This window comes from Aurantiacibacter sp. MUD11, assembly GCF_026967575.1.
Taxonomy (GTDB): Bacteria; Pseudomonadota; Alphaproteobacteria; order Sphingomonadales; family Sphingomonadaceae; genus Alteraurantiacibacter.
Window position 1 is genome coordinate 492,474 of the sequence record NZ_CP114054.1, and the last position, 16,354, is coordinate 508,827.

Here is a 16,354-nt window from a genome sequence, read left to right on the forward strand (position 1 = left end):
TCAGAAGGCGAGCGACAGCGAGGCGGCGGCCATGTCGGCCAGGTTGCCCAGCCAGCCCGTCAGCAGGTAGCCGAGCGGCGAAATGAGCACGGCGCAGATTGCCAGCAAGGCCCAGTGCGGCGTGTCGGCTTCGCCCTTTACGGTGTCGGCAGGCTCATCGAAGAACATCACCTTGACGATCTTGATGTAGTAGAATGCGCCGATCACGCTGGCGGCGATACCGATGGCGGCTAGCGCCACGAGGTCGGCCTCGACAGCGGCCTGGAACACCACGAACTTGCCCCAGAAGCCGAACAGCGGCGGGATGCCTGCCAGGCTGAACATCAGCGCCATCAGGCACCATGCCAGCGCCGGGCGGGTGGTCGACAGGCCGGCGAGGTCGGAAATGCCTTCCACCGGATTGCCGTCCGCGTCGCGCAGCAGCAGCACGGCGACGAAGCTGCCGACGGTCATCACCACGTAGATGGCGAGGTAGACCATCATTGCGCTCGCGCCGGCCACGGTACCTGCGGCAAGGCCGATCAGGATGAAGCCAACGTTGTTGATCGAGGAATAGGCGAGCAGTCGCTTGACGTTCTGCTGCCCGATGGCACCCAGCGCACCGATCACGATGGAGAGTAGCGCGGCGAAGATGACGATCTGCTGCCACGCCAGGGCCTGCGAGCCGAAAGCTTCCAGGGCGACACGCGCCAGCAGGGCGATGGCCGCGACCTTGGGGGCGCTGGCGAAGAACATCGTGACCGGCGTGGGCGCGCCCTCGTAGACGTCCGGCGTCCACATATGGAACGGCGCGGCGCTGATCTTGAAGGCAAGGCCCGCCAGCACGAAGGTCAGGCCGAACATCTGGCCCATGCTCAAGCCGCCGGAAACGGCGGTGGCGATGCCGGTGAAGTTGGTGGTGCCGGCAAAGCCGTAGGTCAGGCTCATACCGAACAGCAGGATGCCGGAAGCCAGGGCGCCCAGCACGAAGTACTTCAGGCCGGCTTCGGCCGAACGCTCGTCATCGCGCAGGATAGCGGCAAGCACGTATGCCGAGAGCGAGTTCAGTTCGAGGCCGATGTAGAGCGTCACCAGGTCCGCTGCAGAGACCATGATGCTCATGCCGAGGGCGGCGAACAGCACCAGCACCGGGAATTCCGCCCGCATGGTACCCGCACGCTCGAAGAAGCGCGGCGCGACGACCAGGGCGGCACCGCTGGCGGCGAAGATCATCAGCTTGGCGAGGCCGGCGAAGGCATCGGCGCGGAACTGGCCACCGAAGGCCAGCGTGTCCGGACCCGAAGCGCCGGCGCAGACGGCAGGCGCGACCAGGGCAAAGGCACCGCCCAGCGCGATGGCTGCGGCAATCGAGATAACGCGAGCGGCCTTGTCGCCGCCCCACGCGGCAACCAGCAGCAGCGCCAGCCCCGACAGGGACAGGATGATCTCAGGCGCGATCAGGCCAAGGGAGGTTGCAATGTCCATCAGTGGGCCTCCCCTTCGGCATGCTCTTCTTCGGCAGGTGCGCCCTCCCCGATGGCCAGTTGCGCGTCACCTTCGGGTGCGGCAGCGGCAAGGCGGGCGTCGAGGATTTCGATGTCGGAGCGCATGGGTGCAAGGAAGCTTTCGGGATAGACGCCCATCCACAGCACCGCTGCGGCAATCGGGCCGAGCAGCAGGTATTCGCGCAGGGACAGGTCGGGCATGGCCGCGGCATCGGCGTTCTTCTGCTCGCCGAAGCAGATGCGGCGATAGAGGTAGAGCATGTAGGCCGCGCCCAGGATGATGCCGGTGGTGCAGACGAAGGCCACCCAGCTGTTCGCCTGGTAGATGCCTGCCAGCGACAGGAATTCACCGACGAAGTTGCTGGTGCCCGGCAGACCGACACTGGCCATCGTGAACAGCATGAACAGCGTGGCATAGGCCGGCATGTTGATGGAGAGGCCGCCGTAACGGTCGATCTCGCGGGTGTGCAGGCGATCGTAGATAACGCCGACGCAGAGGAACAGCGCGCCCGACACCAGACCGTGGCCCAGCATCACCATCATCGCGCCTTCCAGGCCCTGCACGTTGAAGGCGAACAGGCCCACGGTCACGATCGCCATGTGGGCGACCGAGGAGTAGGCAATCAGCTTCTTCATGTCGTGCTGGACCAGCGCGATCAGGCTGGTGAGCACCACGGCCACCATCGACAGGCCCCAGACCAGCCAACCGAAGTCGGCGCTGGCATCGGGGAACATCGGCAGGCTGAAACGGATGAAGCCGTAACCGCCGAGCTTCAGCAGCACGCCGGCCAGGATCACCGAACCGGCGGTGGGCGCCTGCACGTGCGCGTCGGGCAGCCAGGTGTGGACCGGCCACATCGGCATCTTCACCGCGAAGCTGGCGAAGAAGGCCAGCCACAGCCAGGTCTGCGCCTCGGGCGCGAAGTCGTACTGCATCAGGACGGGGATCGAGGTCGTGCCGGCCTCGTTCACCATCCACAGCATGGCAATCAGCATCAGCACCGAGCCGAGCAGCGTGTAGAGGAAGAACTTGTAGGCCGCGTAGATGCGGTTCTGGCCACCCCAGACGCCGATGATCAGGTACATCGGGATCAGGCCGGCTTCGAAGAAGATGTAGAACAGGAAGATGTCCTGCGCGGCGAACACGCCGATCATAAGCACTTCCATCAGCAGGAAGGCGGACATGTATTCGCCCACGCGCTTGGTGATGGCTTCCCAGCTCGCCCCGATGCAGATCGGCATCAGGAAGACACTGAGCATGATCAGCATCAGCGCGATGCCGTCGATACCCAGGGCATATTCGAAGCCTGCGAACAGGCTCGCGCGCTCGGTGAACTGCCACTGCGCCCCGCCGATATCGAAATTGGCCCACAGCAGGATGCCCAAGGCAAGGTCGATCAGCGTGGCCAGCAGCGCGACCATGCGCGCAGGCTTGGCGTCGAGGAACAGGCACAGGATGGCGCCGACGAGCGGCACCACCAGCATGGCGGTCAGGATCGGGAAGTCGCCCATCAGAACAGCACCCAGGTGATAGCGGCGACAAGGCCTAGCAGCATGATCAGTGCGTAACTCGTGAGATAACCGGACTGGACCTTCTTCGCGAGGCCGCTGCCGCGCTCGACCACCCAGGCAATGCCATTGGGGCCGAAGCGATCGATCGTACCCTCATCACCCTTCTTCCAGAACAGGCGACCGAGCCAGAATGCGGGCTTCACGAAGAGGAAATTGTAGAGCTCGTCGAAATACCACTTGTTGTAGATGAAGCGGTATACCGGGCCGAGCTGCTCGACGGTTTCGCGCGGCACGTCCTTGTTGCGGATGTAGGCGTACCATGCACTGGCGAGGCCAATCAGCATCACCACGAAAGCGGCGTATTTCACCCAGTACGGCACCTCGTGCATGGCGTGCATCAGGTGCTCGTCATAGGCGATCGAGCCGTTCCAGAAGTCGACGCCGTCGAGGAACGGGGTGTGGAACACCTGGCCGGCGAAGATCGCGCCGAGGCTCAACACGCCCAGCGGCACCAGCATGGTCCACGGGCTCTCGTGCGGGTGATACCCACCGGTGGTGTCCTCGCCCGCCTCTTCCGGCGTCTTGTGCACGCTGTGCTGGATGTGCTCGCTCTCGATCCAGCGCGGCTTGCCCCAGAAGGTGAGGAACATCAGGCGCCAGGAATAGAAGCTGGTGAGCAGCGCGGCGATCGTGCCCAGCCAGAAGGCGAGCGTCGAATACTCGGTACCGGCAGCATAGGCGACTTCGAGGATGGCATCCTTCGACCAGAAGCCCGCGAAACCTGCAGCAAGGTGATAGACACCCACACCGGTGATCGCGAGCGTGCCGAACATCATCGCCCAGAAGGTGAGCGGGATGTGCTTACGCAGGCCGCCGTAATAGCGCATGTCCTGTTCATGGTGCATGGCGTGGATCACCGAGCCGGCACCAAGGAACAGCAGCGCCTTGAAGAAGGCGTGCGTGAACAGGTGGAACATGGCCGCGCCATAGGCACCCACACCGGCGGCGAAGAACATGTAACCCAGCTGCGAGCAGGTGGAATAGGCGATCACCCGCTTGATGTCCCACTGCGTGGTGCCGATCGTCGCGGCGAAGAAGCAGGTGGCGGCACCGATCACGGTGACGACCGCCAGCGCATCGGCCGAGGTTTCGAACATCGGCGACAGGCGGCAGACCATGAATACGCCCGCCGTCACCATGGTGGCGGCGTGGATCAGCGCGGAGACCGGGGTCGGGCCTTCCATCGCGTCCGGCAGCCAGGTGTGCAGGCCCAGCTGTGCGGACTTGCCCATGGCACCCACGAACAGCAGCAGGCACAGGATCGTCATCGTATCCCAGCGCGCACCCATGAAGGTGATGGTGCTGCCGGCCATGGCCGGCGAGGCTTCCAGGATGGCGTCGATGCTGGTCGTCTGGAACACCAGGAAGGTGCCGAAGATGCCGAGCATGAAGCCGAGGTCGCCCACGCGGTTGACCACGAAGGCCTTGATTGCGGCGGCATTGGCGCTGGGCTTCTTGTACCAGAAGCCGATCAGCAGGTAGCTGGCGAGGCCCACGCCTTCCCAACCGAAGAACATCTGCACCAAGTTATCGGCGGTCACCAGCATCAGCATGGCGAAGGTGAACAGCGAGAGGTAGGCGAAGAACCGGCTCTGGTCCGGATCCTCCTCCATGTAGCCCCAGCTGTAGAGGTGGACGAGCGCGGAAACGGTGGTGATCACCACCAGCATAACCGCGGTTAGCGTGTCGACGCGCAGCGCCCAGTCGAAGGTCATGGCGCCGGACTGCACCCAGGTCAGCACCGGCGTAACGCTGGCTTCGCCGGTTCCGCCCACGAAGGACAGGAAGATCGGCCAGCTCAGCGCGGCAGCAAGGAACAGGCCACCCGTGGTCACCAGCTTGGCAGCCGTGTGACCGATCCAGCGACCGCCCAGCCCCGCCACGATGGCGGCCAGCAGGGGCGCGAAAACGATGATCAGGATGGAGTTCAAGGTCTATCCCTTCATCCGGTTGACGTCGTCCACGGCGATGGAGCCGCGGTTACGGAAGTAAATGACGAGGATGGCGAGGCCGATGGCTGCTTCAGCAGCGGCCACGGTCAGCACGAACATGGCGAAGACCTGTCCGGTGAGATCGTTCAGGAAGGCGCTGAAGGCCACCAGGTTGATGTTCACCGCCAGCAGGATCAGCTCGATCGCCATCAGGATGACGATGATGTTCTTGCGGTTGAGGAAGATGCCGAGCACGCCGAGCACGAACAGGATCGAGCTGACGACGACATAGTGTTCGATACCGATCACAGCTCCACCCCCTTGCCGACTTCCGGCTGCGTGTTGCGGGTCGCCTCTTCCGGACGACGGGCATTCTGCTTGGCAATATCCTGGTGGCCACGACGATGCCCCTGCTCCCGGTGGGTCAGCACGATGGCGCCGATCATGGCTACCAGCAGGATGATGCCGGCTATCTCGAACAGGAACAGGTACTGGCTGTAGAGCAGCGCACCGACACTCTCGATGTTGCTTTCACCCACCAGCGGAGCGGCGCTGCCGTCCGGCGTGCCAAGCGTGAGGTTGCCGGCACGGTAGGCACCGATGCCCAGAACCAGTTCGGCCAGCAGGATGAGGGCAATCGCAAATCCGAGCGGTGCATTCTTCATGAAACCGGCGCGCATCTCGGCGAAATCGATGTTGAGCATCATCACGACGAACAGGAACAGCACCGCGACTGCGCCGACGTAGACGACGACCAGCAGCATGGCGAGGAATTCGGCGCCGACGATGATCATCAGGCCGGCCGCATTGAAGAAGGCGAGGATCAGCCACAGCACGCTGTGGACCGGGTTGCGCGCGAGGATCGTCATCGCACCGGAGGCGATCACGAGCGCGGCGAAGAGATAGAAGGTAAAGACGGTCATGACGGTTTCGCGCGCCCCCTATCGATACGGCGCATCGGCTTCAAGGTTCGCGGCAATCGCCCGCTCCCACTTGTCCCCGTTCGCCAGCAGTTTCGCCTTGTCGTAGAGCAGTTCCTCGCGCGTTTCGGTCGCGTATTCGAAGTTTGGCCCTTCGACGATGGCATCCACCGGGCAGGCTTCCTGGCAGAAGCCGCAGTAGATGCACTTGGTCATGTCGATGTCGTAACGCGTGGTACGGCGGCTGCCGTCGTCACGCGGTTCCGCTTCGATGGTGATCGCCTGCGCCGGGCAGACGGCCTCGCACAGCTTGCAGGCGATGCAGCGCTCTTCCCCGTTGGGATAGCGGCGCAAGGCGTGCTCACCGCGGAAACGCGGGCTGAGCGGGTTCTTTTCGAACGGGTAGTTGATCGTCACCTTGGGCTTGAAGAAGTACTTCAGCGTGAGGGCGTGCGCCTTCACGAACTCCCACAGGGTGAACGACTTGACGAGCTGCGCGACGGTCATGCCGCACCTCCGTAACGGGTAAACATCAGCCATCCCGAGATAACGACGACGAAAATCAGGCTCATCGGCAGGAACACCTTCCAGCCAAGCCGCATCAGCTGGTCGTAGCGATAGCGCGGAACCGTCGCCATCACCCAGCTGAACATGAAGAAGAAGAAGAAGGTCTTGAGCAGGAACCAGACGATGCCCGGCACCCAGTACAGCGCCTCGATCTCCACCGGCGGCAGCCAGCCACCGAAGAACAGCAGCGTGTTGAGCGCGCACATCAGCAGGATGTTCGCATACTCACCCAGCCAGAACAGCGCGAAGGCCATCGAGCTGTATTCGGTCTGGTAACCGGCGACGAGCTCGCTTTCCGCTTCGGTCAGGTCGAACGGCACGCGCTGCGTTTCCGCGAGGCTGGAGATGAAGAACACCACCCACATCGGGAACAGCAGCAGGTTGAACCAGTAGCCGTTCACGAAGCCGAGGCCGTGGCCCTTCTGCGCATCGACGATGTCGCTGAGGTTGAACGTCCCGGCGTAGAGCACCACGCATACGAGGATGAAGCCGATCGAGACTTCGTAGGAAATCATCTGTGCCGCGGCGCGCATGGCGGAGAAGAACGGGTACTTCGAGTTCGAAGCCCAGCCCGCCATGGTGATGCCGTAAACCGACAGCGAGGAGATCGCGAGGATGTAGAGCAGGCCGACGTTGATATCCGCCAGCACCACGCCCGCATCGAAGGGGATCACCGCCCAGGCGAGCAACGCCACGGTAAAGGTGATGATCGGCGCGAGCAGGAAGATGCCCTTGTTCGAGGCCGAGGGAATGATGGTTTCCTGCAGGAACACCTTCAGGCCGTCCGCGAAGCTCTGCAGCAAGCCGAAGGGGCCGACCACGTTGGGACCGCGACGCAGGTTGATCGCCGCCCACACCTTGCGGTCGACATAGATGATCATGGCAACGGCCAGCATCAGCGGCAGCGCGATGGCCAGGATGCCGACAATCGAGGCGACGAACAGGGCCCAGCCCTCATCCATTCCGAGAGAGACGAAGAACTCGGTCATTCCGCTGCCTCCTTCAGCTCATCGCCGTGCAGCAGTTCAGCCGAACATTGCTGCATCACCGTACTGGCACGGGCGATGGGGTTGGTGAGGTAGAAGTCCTTGATCGGCTGCCCGATCCTGCCGGAAGCCGCGGCATTGGCCGGGGCCGCGGGCAGCGGACCGTAGTCGGCCAGCCCTTCCAGGCCCAGCGCAGGCACTTCTGCGACCATGGCATCGCGCAGCTGGTCGAAGCTGTCGAAGCCGACGCTTACGCCCAGCGCATCAGCCAGCGCGCGCAGGATGGTCCAGTCCTCGCGCGCATCGCCGGGAGCGAAGATCGCCTTGTCGGACATCTGCACGCGGCCCTCGGTGTTCACATAGGTGCCGGGCTTCTCGGTATAGGCGGCGGCGGGCAGGATGATGTCCGCCGCGTGCGCGCCCTTGTCGCCGTGGTGGCCGATGTAGACCTTCAGCGAACCGTCGAACTGGCTCCAGTCCACTTCGTCCGCGCCCAGCGCCAGCACCACCTTGGGCTTGGCCTCGACCACGTCGGCGAGGCCGCCCTTCTGCGCGAAGCCCAGCATCAGCGCGCCCATGCGGGCAGCCGAGATGTGCAGCGCGTTGAATTCTGCGCCCAGTTCGTGCGCGAGCGCCAGTGCCTTGCCATGCGCTCCCGCGCCGAAACCTGCGGCGCCGAGGATGACGGCAGGCTTGTCGGCATCCTTGAAGGCGTCGGAGACTGCAGTCGGCAGGCTGTCGAGCACCGCCAGGTCGTCACCCAGGAAAGTGGCCGGATAGGTGGTTTCCCACTCGGGGCCGACGATGAATACCTTGGCACCGCGCTTGGCGGCCTTGCGCAGGCGGACGTTCACCAGCGGGGCTTCCCAGCGCACGTGGCTGCCGATGATCAGGATGGCGTCTGCTTCCTCGATCCCGGCGAAGGTGCTGTTGAAGTTCACCGCAGCGAGGTTGGACGTGTCGTAGTCCATGCCGGTCTGGCGGCTCTCGATCAGGTCGGAACCGCTCGCCTTCAGCAGCGCCTTGGCCGCGAACATGGTTTCGCAATCCACCATGTCACCCGCGATGGCGGCAATGCTGCTGCCCGGCTTTTCCTTGGCAATCTTCTTGAACGCTTCGTCCCAGCTGGCAGCCTGCAGCTTGCCGCGACGACGGATGAAGACCTTGTCGAGGCGACGCCGGGTCAGGCCGTCGACCTGGTAGCGCGCCTTGTCGGAGATCCACTCCTCGTTCACGTCATCGTTGATGCGCGGCAGCACGCGCAGCACTTCGCGGCCACGGCTGTCGATCCGGATGTTGGAACCCACCGCGTCGGAAACGTCGATGCCCAGCGTCTTCTTCAGCTCCCACGGGCGGCTCTCGTAGGCATAGGGGCCGCTGGTGAGCGCGCCGACCGGGCACAGGTCGATCACGTTGGCCGACAGCTCGTGCTTGGCGGCCTGTTCCAGGTAGGTGGTGATCTGCATGTCCTCGCCGCGATAGAGCGCGCCGATTTCGTCCACCCCGGCGATCTCTTCGGAGAAGCGCACGCAACGGGTGCAGTGGATGCAGCGGGTCATGATCGTCTTGATCAGCGGGCCCATGTTCTTGCTCGTCACCGCACGCTTGTTCTCGTGGTAGCGTGAGGCACCACGGCCATAGGCCATGGCCTGGTCCTGCAGGTCGCATTCGCCGCCCTGGTCGCAGATCGGGCAGTCGAGCGGGTGGTTGATGAGGAGGAACTCCATCACCCCTTCCCGCGCCTTCTTCACCATTTCGGAATCGGTGCGGATTTCCTGCCCCTCGGTGGCGGGCAGCGCGCAGGACGCCTGCGGCTTGGGCGGCCCCGGCTTCACTTCCACCAGGCACATGCGGCAGTTGCCGGCAATCGACAGCCGCTCATGATAGCAGAAGCGGGGGATTTCCTTCCCCGCCTGTTCGCAGGCCTGCAGGACGGTAGCGCCTGCGGGGACCTCGATTTCCTGTCCGTCTACTGTGACCTTAGGCATTATTCGGCACCCTGGATAATCGGAACTCCACCACCGGTGGCAGCGTGATAAGCTGCCTCGGCAATGGCCATGCGCACACTGGTGGGACGCAACCGGACTTCGCGATCCTGCGGCAGGCAGGGTGCGAAATCGGCAGCGATGGTGCGGATGAATTCAAGCTCGCCCTGCGTCGCCACGCGGGTTTCGCGCAGCAAGGCGCGCGCCTCTGCCGGATGGGCGACGACATAGCAACGGGCGAAATCGTGCAGCGAGGCGATCACCTCGGGACCGGTCGGCGGCGCGGCGATGAAGGCCTCGACAGTCGCGTCCGGGAGGGCTTCGAACAGGCCTTCGGCCACCACGCCGCGCACATGCGAACGAAGGAAGCCGGCCTGGACGAAATTGCCCATGCAGCCGTTGCGCGAACGGTGGAACAGCGCGTCAAACGCGGCGTCCTCGTCGCTGCTGTCGATATTGCTGGCGAGGAAAGCGGTCGATTCCTCGGTCTTCTGCTCGGCAAGGCAGGTGCCCATCTGGCCGAGCATGCTCCAGTATTCGGCCTCGCTCGCCTGTGTCGGCGCATCGGAGAACCCGGAGGCGGAGCCGTTGATCTGGGCTGCGGCCGGTGCGGCCAGTGCCAGTGCGGCAAGAGCGGGCAATAGTGCGCGCATCAGTCCTCGCCCTCCAGCTCGGCGCCTGCCGGCGGCGGTGCCAGCGTCTGCGACGCGTGCCATAGCCCCTCGCCCAGCCACACCCGCATGGCGAACGGATCGAGGGTGAATTCCTGGCCCTGCGGGACACAGGGGCTGATCGCCGGGACCAGCGCACGCAGCGCGGCGGACTCTTCCTCGGACTGCGGCTCGGTGCGGTAGAACAGGTCCGCGCCATGCGGGTCCTGCGCCACGACGCAGTCGGCCAGCATCATGGCCGAGTGGATCATCGGGTTGCCGGCAGAAAGCGGATACTCGCGCTCCCCGACGACGTAGCCGGGCTGCACCCAGGTGGCGCCGTCCTCGTACATGTCGAGATAGGCGGCCTGGATATACCAGCGACGCATCGACTCGGCATTGTAGCTCAGCTGCACGCCGGTGTTGTTGCGACTGGCGACGCGGCGCAGGCAGGTGCGCACCGGGTAGTAGTCGCCGATCTCGTTGTTGCTGATGCCAATCTGCTCGAAGTTGCGGAAACCGAAATCGGTCCGCGCCAGCAGGTCCAGACCGTCTTCGTTCGAACGGTCCCAGATGCAGTTGGCGAAATGATCGACCATGCCCAGGCTGCGCCGACGCGTCACTTCGGAGACTTCCGAGGGTGGGACGAAACGCGGCATGGTGGGGAACTGGCGCGAGCGCGGGATGCGCGAATTCAGCGGCGTGTAGTCGTCGTTGTTGCTCTGCGCGAGCGCGGCATTGCTGCCGGTCGCGACAGGCTCGACGACGACAATCAGCGCCGCAAACAGGATCAAGGCGAGCAGTCGCCTCACTCGGCAGCCTCCGCCAGCGAGGCTTCGCGTTCGGCGATGCGACGCTCCAGTTCCGGGCGGAAGTGACGCAGCAGGCCCTGGATCGGCCAGGCAGCGGCATCGCCAAGCGCACAGATAGTGTGGCCTTCGACCTGCTTCGTGACCTCGTAGAGCATGTCGATCTCTGCCGGCGAGCTTTCGCCCACGCGCAGGCGCTCCATCACGCGCCACATCCAGCCCGTGCCTTCGCGGCACGGCGTGCACTGGCCGCAGCTCTCGTGCTTGTAGAAGTAGGACAGGCGGCTGATGGCGCGGACGATGTCGGTCGACTTGTCCATCACGATCACGCCGGCGGTGCCGAGGCCGGAGCCCAGCTCCTTAAGCCCGTCGAAATCCATGTGCGCGCTGCGGATCTGCTCGCCCGGCACCAGCGGCACCGAGGAACCGCCGGGGATCACCGCCAGCAGGTTGTCCCACCCGCCGCGAATGCCGCCGCAGTGCTTCTCGATCAACTCCTCGAAGGTGATGCTCATCGCTTCTTCGACGACGCACGGGTTGTTCACGTGGCCGCTGATCTGGAACAGCTTGGTGCCCTTGTTGTTCTCGCGCCCGAAGCTGGCGAACCAGCTGGCGCCGCGCCGCAGGATGGTGGGCACCACGGCGATCGATTCCACGTTGTTGACCGTGGTCGGGCAGCCGTAGAGGCCCGCGCCGGCCGGGAACGGCGGCTTCAGGCGGGGCTGCCCCTTCTTGCCTTCGAGGCTTTCGATCATCGCGGTTTCCTCACCGCAGATGTAGGCGCCCGCACCGCGGTGCATGAAGACGTCGAAATCGTAGCCCGTGCCGCTGGCGTTCTTGCCGATCAGGCCGGCGTCATAGGCCTCGTCGATGGCGGCCTGCAGCGTTTCAGCCTCGCGAATGTACTCCCCGCGAATGTAGATGTAGGCAGCTCGCGCGCGCATGGCGTAACCGGCGATCAGCGCGCCTTCGATCAGCTTGTGCGGATCGTGGCGGATGATCTCGCGGTCCTTGCACGACCCGGGTTCGGATTCGTCGGCGTTGATAACGAGGAAGGACGGACGACCATCCTTGCTCTCCTTCGGCATGAAGGACCACTTCATGCCGGTGGGGAAGCCAGCGCCGCCACGCCCACGCAGGCCCGATGCCTTGATCTCCTCGATGATGTCGTCCTGCGACTTCGCCATCAGGTTCTTGGTATCGTCCCAGTCGCCGCGCTTGCGGGCAGCGTCGAGGTTCCACGGCTGGAAGCCGTAGACATTGGTGAAGATGCGATCCTTGTCAGCCAGCATCAGGCGAAGCCTCCGAACACGAAGATTGCTACCAGGGCGAGGATGGCGACCAGCGCAATCGTCTTGACGATGCCTTTCAGCACCTTCCAGGCGATGGCGATCAGCACGACCGCGACGAGGATGGGGATGATCTGATCGGTCACCACTCACCCCGATAGTCGTGGTTCTCGGTGACCATGTCCTTCAGCGACGTCGGACCGCCCGCAGGCTCCGACGTGTGACGACCCGGTTCCTGCGTGCCGGTCTTCGGCTGCTCGCCCGCGGCCAGCGCGTCGAGCACCTTGTCGAGCCGTTCGGCGGTCAGGTCCTCGTAGTTGTCGTCGTTGATCTGCACCATCGGCGCGGTGGCGCAGTTGCCCATGCATTCCACCTCGGTGAACGACCACAGCCCGTCTTCGGAGACGTGCCCGGCCTTCATCCCGCGCTTCTTGCAGGCGGCGATCAGGTCATCCGAGCCGCGCAGCATGCACGGCGTGGTACCGCAGACCTGCACGTGGAATTTCCCAACCGGTTCAAGGTTGTACATGGTGTAGAAGGTCGCGACTTCCAGCACGCGGATGATCGGCATGCCCAGGTAGTCGGCGACATATTCCATCACCGGCAGCGGCAGCCAGCCCTGCGTGTTGGTCTCTTCGCCAACCTGCCGCTGGGCCAGGTCGAGCAGCGGCATGACCGCGCTCTTCTGGCGGCCTTCGGGATACTTCTTGATGTGCCAGTCGGCCTTCTCACGGTTGGCGTCCGTGAAAGTCCAGCCACCCCAACGCTCGCGCAGTTCGGGGGTATCTGTGGCGATCTTACGAGCGGCCATCAGCCAGCCTCCGTTCGATGAAACGGCCCACGTAGAGGCCGACCACCGCGGCAAAGGCGGTGGACAAAACTTCCTTCAGCGAAGCCTCGCCGTGAAATGCCGCCAGGTAGGCGGCCACGGCCGAAGCGAACGCCGCAAAAGCTGCGACGAAGATGAAGATCTCGCGCAGGATCAACGGTCACACTCCCCGAACACCACGTCGATGGCGCCAAGGATGGCGGTCGCGTCGGGCAGCATGTGGCCCTTGGACATGAAGTCCATTGCCTGCAGGTGGCTGAACGCCGTCGGGCGGATCTTGCAGCGGTACGGCTTGTTGGAACCGTCGCTGACCAGGTAGACGCCGAATTCGCCCTTGGGGCTTTCGGTCGCCACGTAGACTTCGCCCGCGGGCACGTGGAAGCCCTCGGTATAGAGCTTGAAGTGGTGGATCAGCGCTTCCATCGACTGCTTCATCTCGGCGCGCTTGGGCGGCGAAACCTTGCGGTCGTCGGTGCAGATCGGGCCTTCGGGCATTTCCGCCAGGCACTGCTTGATGATGCGGGCCGACTGGTAGACTTCCTCGCAACGAACCATGAAGCGGTCGTAGCAGTCGGAATTGGTGCCGACGGGGACTTCGAAGTCCATCCGGTCATAGACGTCGTAGGGCTGCGCCTTGCGCAAGTCCCACGGGATGCCGGCAGCGCGGATCATCGGGCCGGAGAAGCCCCACTTGATCGCGTCTTCCTTGGAAACGACGGCGATGTCGACATTGCGCTGCTTGAAGATGCGGTTGTCCTGCACCAGGCTCATCGCGTCGCCGAACAGTTCGGGCAGGCGTCCGTCGACCCAGTCGCCGATGTCGGTCAGCAGCTTTAGCGGCACGTCCTGGTGCACACCGCCCGGACGGAACCAGGCCGAGTGCATGCGTGCGCCCGACGCGCGTTCGAAGAAGTTGAGGCAGTCCTCGCGCAGTTCGAACACCCACAGGTTCGGCGTCATCGCGCCGACGTCCATCACGTGCGCGCCGATGTTGAGCATGTGGTTGCAGATGCGGGTCAGCTCGGCGAACAGCACGCGCAGGTACTGGGCGCGCTCGGGAACCTCGACATTCAGCAGCTTCTCGATCGCGAGGACGTAGGAGTATTCCTGCGCCAGCGGCGAGCAGTAGTCGAGCCGGTCGAAGTACGGCAGCGCCTGCAGGTAAGTCTTGTACTCGATCAGCTTCTCGGTGCCGCGGTGCAGCAGGCCGACGTGCGGATCGATCCGTTCGATGATCTCGCCGTCGAGCTCCATCACCATCCGCAGCACGCCGTGCGCGGCAGGGTGCTGCGGGCCGAAGTTGATCGTGTAGTTGGTGATTTCCTCGCCGTCGGTGGTCGGTGAGGTTTCCTGGACGAGGCCGCTCATTCGCCGTCCTCCTTGTCATCCATGGCAGGCGGATCGGCTTCGGTATCCTCGGCCGCCTTGTCATCCGCATTCGCGCCGGCACCGGTCTGCTTGGCGCTTTCGGTGGTCTTGGGCTTGTCCACCTCTGGCGCTTCGGCCTTCTCGTCGCCCGGCAGCACATAGTCCGCACCTTCCCACGGCGAAGTGAAGTCGAAGCTGCGGAAATCCTGCGCCAGCTCGACCGGCTCGTACACCACGCGTTTTTCCTCTTCGGAATAGCGCAGCTCGGTATAACCCGTCAGCGGGAAGTCCTTGCGGAAGGGATGACCTTCGAAACCGTAGTCGGTCAGGATGCGACGCAGGTCGGTGTTGCCTTCGAAGGTGACGCCGTAGAGGTCGAACACCTCGCGCTCCAGCCAGCCGGCAACCGGCCACAGCGTGGTGACGGTGGGAACCGGGGTGTCCTCGTCGGTGCTCACCTTCACCATCACGCGGTGGTTCTTGGTCAGGCTGAGCAGCATGTAGACGACCTCGAACCGCTCGACGCGGCCGGGGTAGTCGACACCGGCGATTTCCATCAGCTGCTGGTAATCGTGGTCGTCGCGCAGCATGCGCAGCGCGGTCTCGATGCTGGTGCGCTTCACGGTGAGCAGGATTTCGCCATGCTCCTCGCGAGCTTCGACCACGTGATCGCCCAGCGCGGCGACCAGCGCGTCGCGCACGCCTTCGTTGGAGGCGAACTTGGGGGCGGAATGCAGGACGCTCATTACTCCGCATCCTCCTTGCGAATGACCTTGCCGACGATCAGCTCGTCGATTTCCAGCCGCTTGACCCGGCCGGAGCCGATGCTGAGCTTGCCGATGACGAGGCGGCCCAGCGCCACGGCGCCCACGGCCAGCGCACCGGTCGCCAGCGCACCCAGCGCAACGGCGCCGACCTTGCGGGCCGAGATAGTGCTGAGCGCGCTCATCGTTCGATCGTCCCGACGCGGCGGATCTTCCGCTGCAGCTGCATCACGCCATAGAGCAGCGCTTCCGCAGTCGGCGGGCAACCCGGGATATAGATGTCGACCGGCACGATGCGGTCGCAGCCACGGACAACCGAATAGCTGTAGTGATAGTAGCCTCCGCCGTTGGCACAGCTGCCCATCGAGATGACGTATTTCGGGTCCGACATCTGGTCGTAAACGCGGCGCAGGGCCGGGGCCATCTTGTTGCACAGCGTGCCGGCAACGATCATCACGTCGGACTGGCGCGGGCTGGCGCGCGGAGCGACGCCGAAACGCTCCATGTCGTAACGCGGCATGTTGACGTGGATCATCTCCACCGCGCAGCAGGCGAGACCGAAGGTCATCCACCACAGCGAACCGGTGCGGGCCCACTGGAACAGGTCTTCCGTCGAGGTGACGAGGAAGCCCTTGTCGTTCACTTCGCTTTGCAGCGCGTTGAAATAATCCTGGTCAGGCTGCTTGATTTCGCCAGCCTGCGCAGTCGGCGCATTCTGCAAGGGATTGGCTTGGGATTGCATGGTCATTGCCAGTCCAACGCTCCCTTCTTCCATTCATAGGCGAGCCCGATGGCAAGGATGGTCAGGAAGATCATCATCCCGATCCAGCCCGGCCAACCGGTGATGTCGAGGCTGACCGCCCATGGGAAAAGGAATGCCGCCTCAAGGTCGAACAGCAGGAAGCTGATCGCCACCAGATAGAACTTTACGTCGAACTGGCTGCGCGGGTCCTCGAAAGCGGGAAAGCCGCATTCGTATTCGGTGAGCTTCTCGGCCTGCGGGTTGTGCGCGCCGGTGAGGCGGGAAACACCCATGGGCAAGAACACGAAAGCTGCCGACAGCGCCACAGCGATGGCGAGGAAGAGCAGAATCGGAAAGTATTGGCTGAGGTCGACCACGGACGGACTCGGATTGCTGAGGTTTGCGAGGCGCGTCTAGGCAAAGCCATGCCGCGATGCAAGGCGGTCCGAAGGTCCAGT

Annotated in this window: 19 protein-coding genes; all 19 read right to left on the reverse strand. The window is 64.0% G+C overall.

What is annotated here, in order from left to right; genetic code table 11:
* From nuoN to ndhC, 19 genes are read right to left on the reverse strand one after another with little or no spacing between them, the layout of a single operon-like run.
* Complete coding sequence (nuoN, locus tag OZN62_RS02430) at positions 1 to 1,464, reverse strand: NADH-quinone oxidoreductase subunit NuoN (protein ID WP_269101156.1); 1,464 nt, start codon at positions 1,462 to 1,464, stop codon at positions 1 to 3.
* Positions 1,464 to 2,996: an NADH-quinone oxidoreductase subunit M gene (locus OZN62_RS02435; protein WP_269101157.1), complete on the reverse strand. Its 1,533-nt coding sequence runs from the start codon at positions 2,994 to 2,996 to the stop codon at positions 1,464 to 1,466. The genes nuoN and OZN62_RS02435 overlap by 1 nt, the downstream gene beginning before the upstream one ends.
* Positions 2,996 to 4,987, reverse strand: coding sequence for an NADH-quinone oxidoreductase subunit L (nuoL, locus tag OZN62_RS02440; protein ID WP_269101158.1), 1,992 nt, complete (start codon positions 4,985 to 4,987; stop codon positions 2,996 to 2,998). Before nuoL ends, OZN62_RS02435 begins: the two co-directional genes overlap by 1 nt.
* A 3-nt stretch (positions 4,988 to 4,990) precedes the next feature.
* Complete coding sequence (nuoK, locus tag OZN62_RS02445) at positions 4,991 to 5,296, reverse strand: NADH-quinone oxidoreductase subunit NuoK (protein WP_269101159.1); 306 nt, start codon at positions 5,294 to 5,296, stop codon at positions 4,991 to 4,993.
* Positions 5,293 to 5,910: an NADH-quinone oxidoreductase subunit J gene (locus OZN62_RS02450; RefSeq protein ID WP_269101160.1), complete on the reverse strand. Its 618-nt coding sequence runs from the start codon at positions 5,908 to 5,910 to the stop codon at positions 5,293 to 5,295. The genes nuoK and OZN62_RS02450 overlap by 4 nt, the downstream gene beginning before the upstream one ends.
* 18 nt (positions 5,911 to 5,928) lie before the next feature.
* The gene (nuoI, locus tag OZN62_RS02455) at positions 5,929 to 6,414 is read right to left on the reverse strand and encodes an NADH-quinone oxidoreductase subunit NuoI (protein WP_269101161.1); all 486 of its coding nucleotides are present in this window, start codon (positions 6,412 to 6,414) and stop codon (positions 5,929 to 5,931) included.
* The gene (gene nuoH, locus OZN62_RS02460; RefSeq protein WP_269101162.1) at positions 6,411 to 7,463 is read right to left on the reverse strand and encodes an NADH-quinone oxidoreductase subunit NuoH; all 1,053 of its coding nucleotides are present in this window, start codon (positions 7,461 to 7,463) and stop codon (positions 6,411 to 6,413) included. The genes nuoI and nuoH overlap by 4 nt, the downstream gene beginning before the upstream one ends.
* Positions 7,460 to 9,448, reverse strand: coding sequence for an NADH-quinone oxidoreductase subunit NuoG (gene nuoG, locus OZN62_RS02465; protein WP_269101163.1), 1,989 nt, complete (start codon positions 9,446 to 9,448; stop codon positions 7,460 to 7,462). The genes nuoH and nuoG overlap by 4 nt, the downstream gene beginning before the upstream one ends.
* Positions 9,448 to 10,098, reverse strand: a complete 651-nt coding sequence (locus OZN62_RS02470) for a hypothetical protein (protein WP_269101164.1) — start codon at positions 10,096 to 10,098, stop codon at positions 9,448 to 9,450. The genes nuoG and OZN62_RS02470 overlap by 1 nt, the downstream gene beginning before the upstream one ends.
* Positions 10,098 to 10,907: a hypothetical protein gene (locus tag OZN62_RS02475; RefSeq protein WP_269101165.1), complete on the reverse strand. Its 810-nt coding sequence runs from the start codon at positions 10,905 to 10,907 to the stop codon at positions 10,098 to 10,100. The genes OZN62_RS02470 and OZN62_RS02475 overlap by 1 nt, the downstream gene beginning before the upstream one ends.
* Entirely contained in the window at positions 10,904 to 12,196 is a 1,293-nt protein-coding gene (nuoF, locus tag OZN62_RS02480; RefSeq protein WP_269101166.1) for an NADH-quinone oxidoreductase subunit NuoF, read from the reverse strand. Before nuoF ends, OZN62_RS02475 begins: the two co-directional genes overlap by 4 nt.
* Positions 12,196 to 12,339 (reverse strand): hypothetical protein, encoded by a 144-nt coding sequence (locus OZN62_RS02485; protein ID WP_269101167.1) that lies wholly within the window; start codon positions 12,337 to 12,339, stop codon positions 12,196 to 12,198. The genes nuoF and OZN62_RS02485 overlap by 1 nt, the downstream gene beginning before the upstream one ends.
* Positions 12,336 to 13,004, reverse strand: coding sequence for an NADH-quinone oxidoreductase subunit NuoE (nuoE, locus tag OZN62_RS02490; RefSeq protein ID WP_269101168.1), 669 nt, complete (start codon positions 13,002 to 13,004; stop codon positions 12,336 to 12,338). Before nuoE ends, OZN62_RS02485 begins: the two co-directional genes overlap by 4 nt.
* Positions 12,991 to 13,179 (reverse strand): hypothetical protein, encoded by a 189-nt coding sequence (locus OZN62_RS02495; RefSeq protein ID WP_269101169.1) that lies wholly within the window; start codon positions 13,177 to 13,179, stop codon positions 12,991 to 12,993. The genes nuoE and OZN62_RS02495 overlap by 14 nt, the downstream gene beginning before the upstream one ends.
* Positions 13,176 to 14,390, reverse strand: a complete 1,215-nt coding sequence (locus OZN62_RS02500) for an NADH-quinone oxidoreductase subunit D (protein ID WP_269101170.1) — start codon at positions 14,388 to 14,390, stop codon at positions 13,176 to 13,178. The genes OZN62_RS02495 and OZN62_RS02500 overlap by 4 nt, the downstream gene beginning before the upstream one ends.
* A complete protein-coding gene (locus OZN62_RS02505) occupies positions 14,387 to 15,136 on the reverse strand; it encodes an NADH-quinone oxidoreductase subunit C (RefSeq protein WP_269101171.1) in 750 nt (249 codons plus the stop codon). Before OZN62_RS02505 ends, OZN62_RS02500 begins: the two co-directional genes overlap by 4 nt.
* Positions 15,136 to 15,339 (reverse strand): hypothetical protein, encoded by a 204-nt coding sequence (locus tag OZN62_RS02510; protein ID WP_269101172.1) that lies wholly within the window; start codon positions 15,337 to 15,339, stop codon positions 15,136 to 15,138. The genes OZN62_RS02505 and OZN62_RS02510 overlap by 1 nt, the downstream gene beginning before the upstream one ends.
* Positions 15,336 to 15,908 carry a NuoB/complex I 20 kDa subunit family protein gene (locus OZN62_RS02515; protein ID WP_442864406.1) on the reverse strand — a complete coding sequence of 191 codons (573 nt, stop codon included), beginning with the start codon at positions 15,906 to 15,908 and terminating at the stop codon, positions 15,336 to 15,338. The genes OZN62_RS02510 and OZN62_RS02515 overlap by 4 nt, the downstream gene beginning before the upstream one ends.
* Positions 15,899 to 16,273 (reverse strand): NADH-quinone oxidoreductase subunit A, encoded by a 375-nt coding sequence (gene ndhC, locus OZN62_RS02520; RefSeq protein ID WP_269101173.1) that lies wholly within the window; start codon positions 16,271 to 16,273, stop codon positions 15,899 to 15,901. Before ndhC ends, OZN62_RS02515 begins: the two co-directional genes overlap by 10 nt.
* Positions 16,274 to 16,354 lie beyond the last annotated feature (81 nt).

Bases quoted from the DNA above. Each gene is read 5' to 3' on its own strand.
- nuoN (WP_269101156.1), bottom strand. From the start codon at position 1,464: ATGGACATTGCAACCTCCCTTGGCCTGATCGCGCCTGAGATCATCCTG.
- OZN62_RS02435 (WP_269101157.1), bottom strand. From the start codon at position 2,996: ATGGGCGACTTCCCGATCCTGACCGCCATGCTGGTGGTGCCGCTCGTC.
- OZN62_RS02450 (WP_269101160.1), bottom strand. From the start codon at position 5,910: ATGACCGTCTTTACCTTCTATCTCTTCGCCGCGCTCGTGATCGCCTCC.
- nuoI (WP_269101161.1), bottom strand. From the start codon at position 6,414: ATGACCGTCGCGCAGCTCGTCAAGTCGTTCACCCTGTGGGAGTTCGTG.
- nuoH (WP_269101162.1), bottom strand. From the start codon at position 7,463: ATGACCGAGTTCTTCGTCTCTCTCGGAATGGATGAGGGCTGGGCCCTG.
- nuoG (WP_269101163.1), bottom strand. From the start codon at position 9,448: ATGCCTAAGGTCACAGTAGACGGACAGGAAATCGAGGTCCCCGCAGGC.
- OZN62_RS02470 (WP_269101164.1), bottom strand. From the start codon at position 10,098: ATGCGCGCACTATTGCCCGCTCTTGCCGCACTGGCACTGGCCGCACCG.
- nuoF (WP_269101166.1), bottom strand. From the start codon at position 12,196: ATGCTGGCTGACAAGGATCGCATCTTCACCAATGTCTACGGCTTCCAG.
- nuoE (WP_269101168.1), bottom strand. From the start codon at position 13,004: ATGGCCGCTCGTAAGATCGCCACAGATACCCCCGAACTGCGCGAGCGT.
- OZN62_RS02500 (WP_269101170.1), bottom strand. From the start codon at position 14,390: ATGAGCGGCCTCGTCCAGGAAACCTCACCGACCACCGACGGCGAGGAA.
- OZN62_RS02505 (WP_269101171.1), bottom strand. From the start codon at position 15,136: ATGAGCGTCCTGCATTCCGCCCCCAAGTTCGCCTCCAACGAAGGCGTG.
- OZN62_RS02510 (WP_269101172.1), bottom strand. From the start codon at position 15,339: ATGAGCGCGCTCAGCACTATCTCGGCCCGCAAGGTCGGCGCCGTTGCG.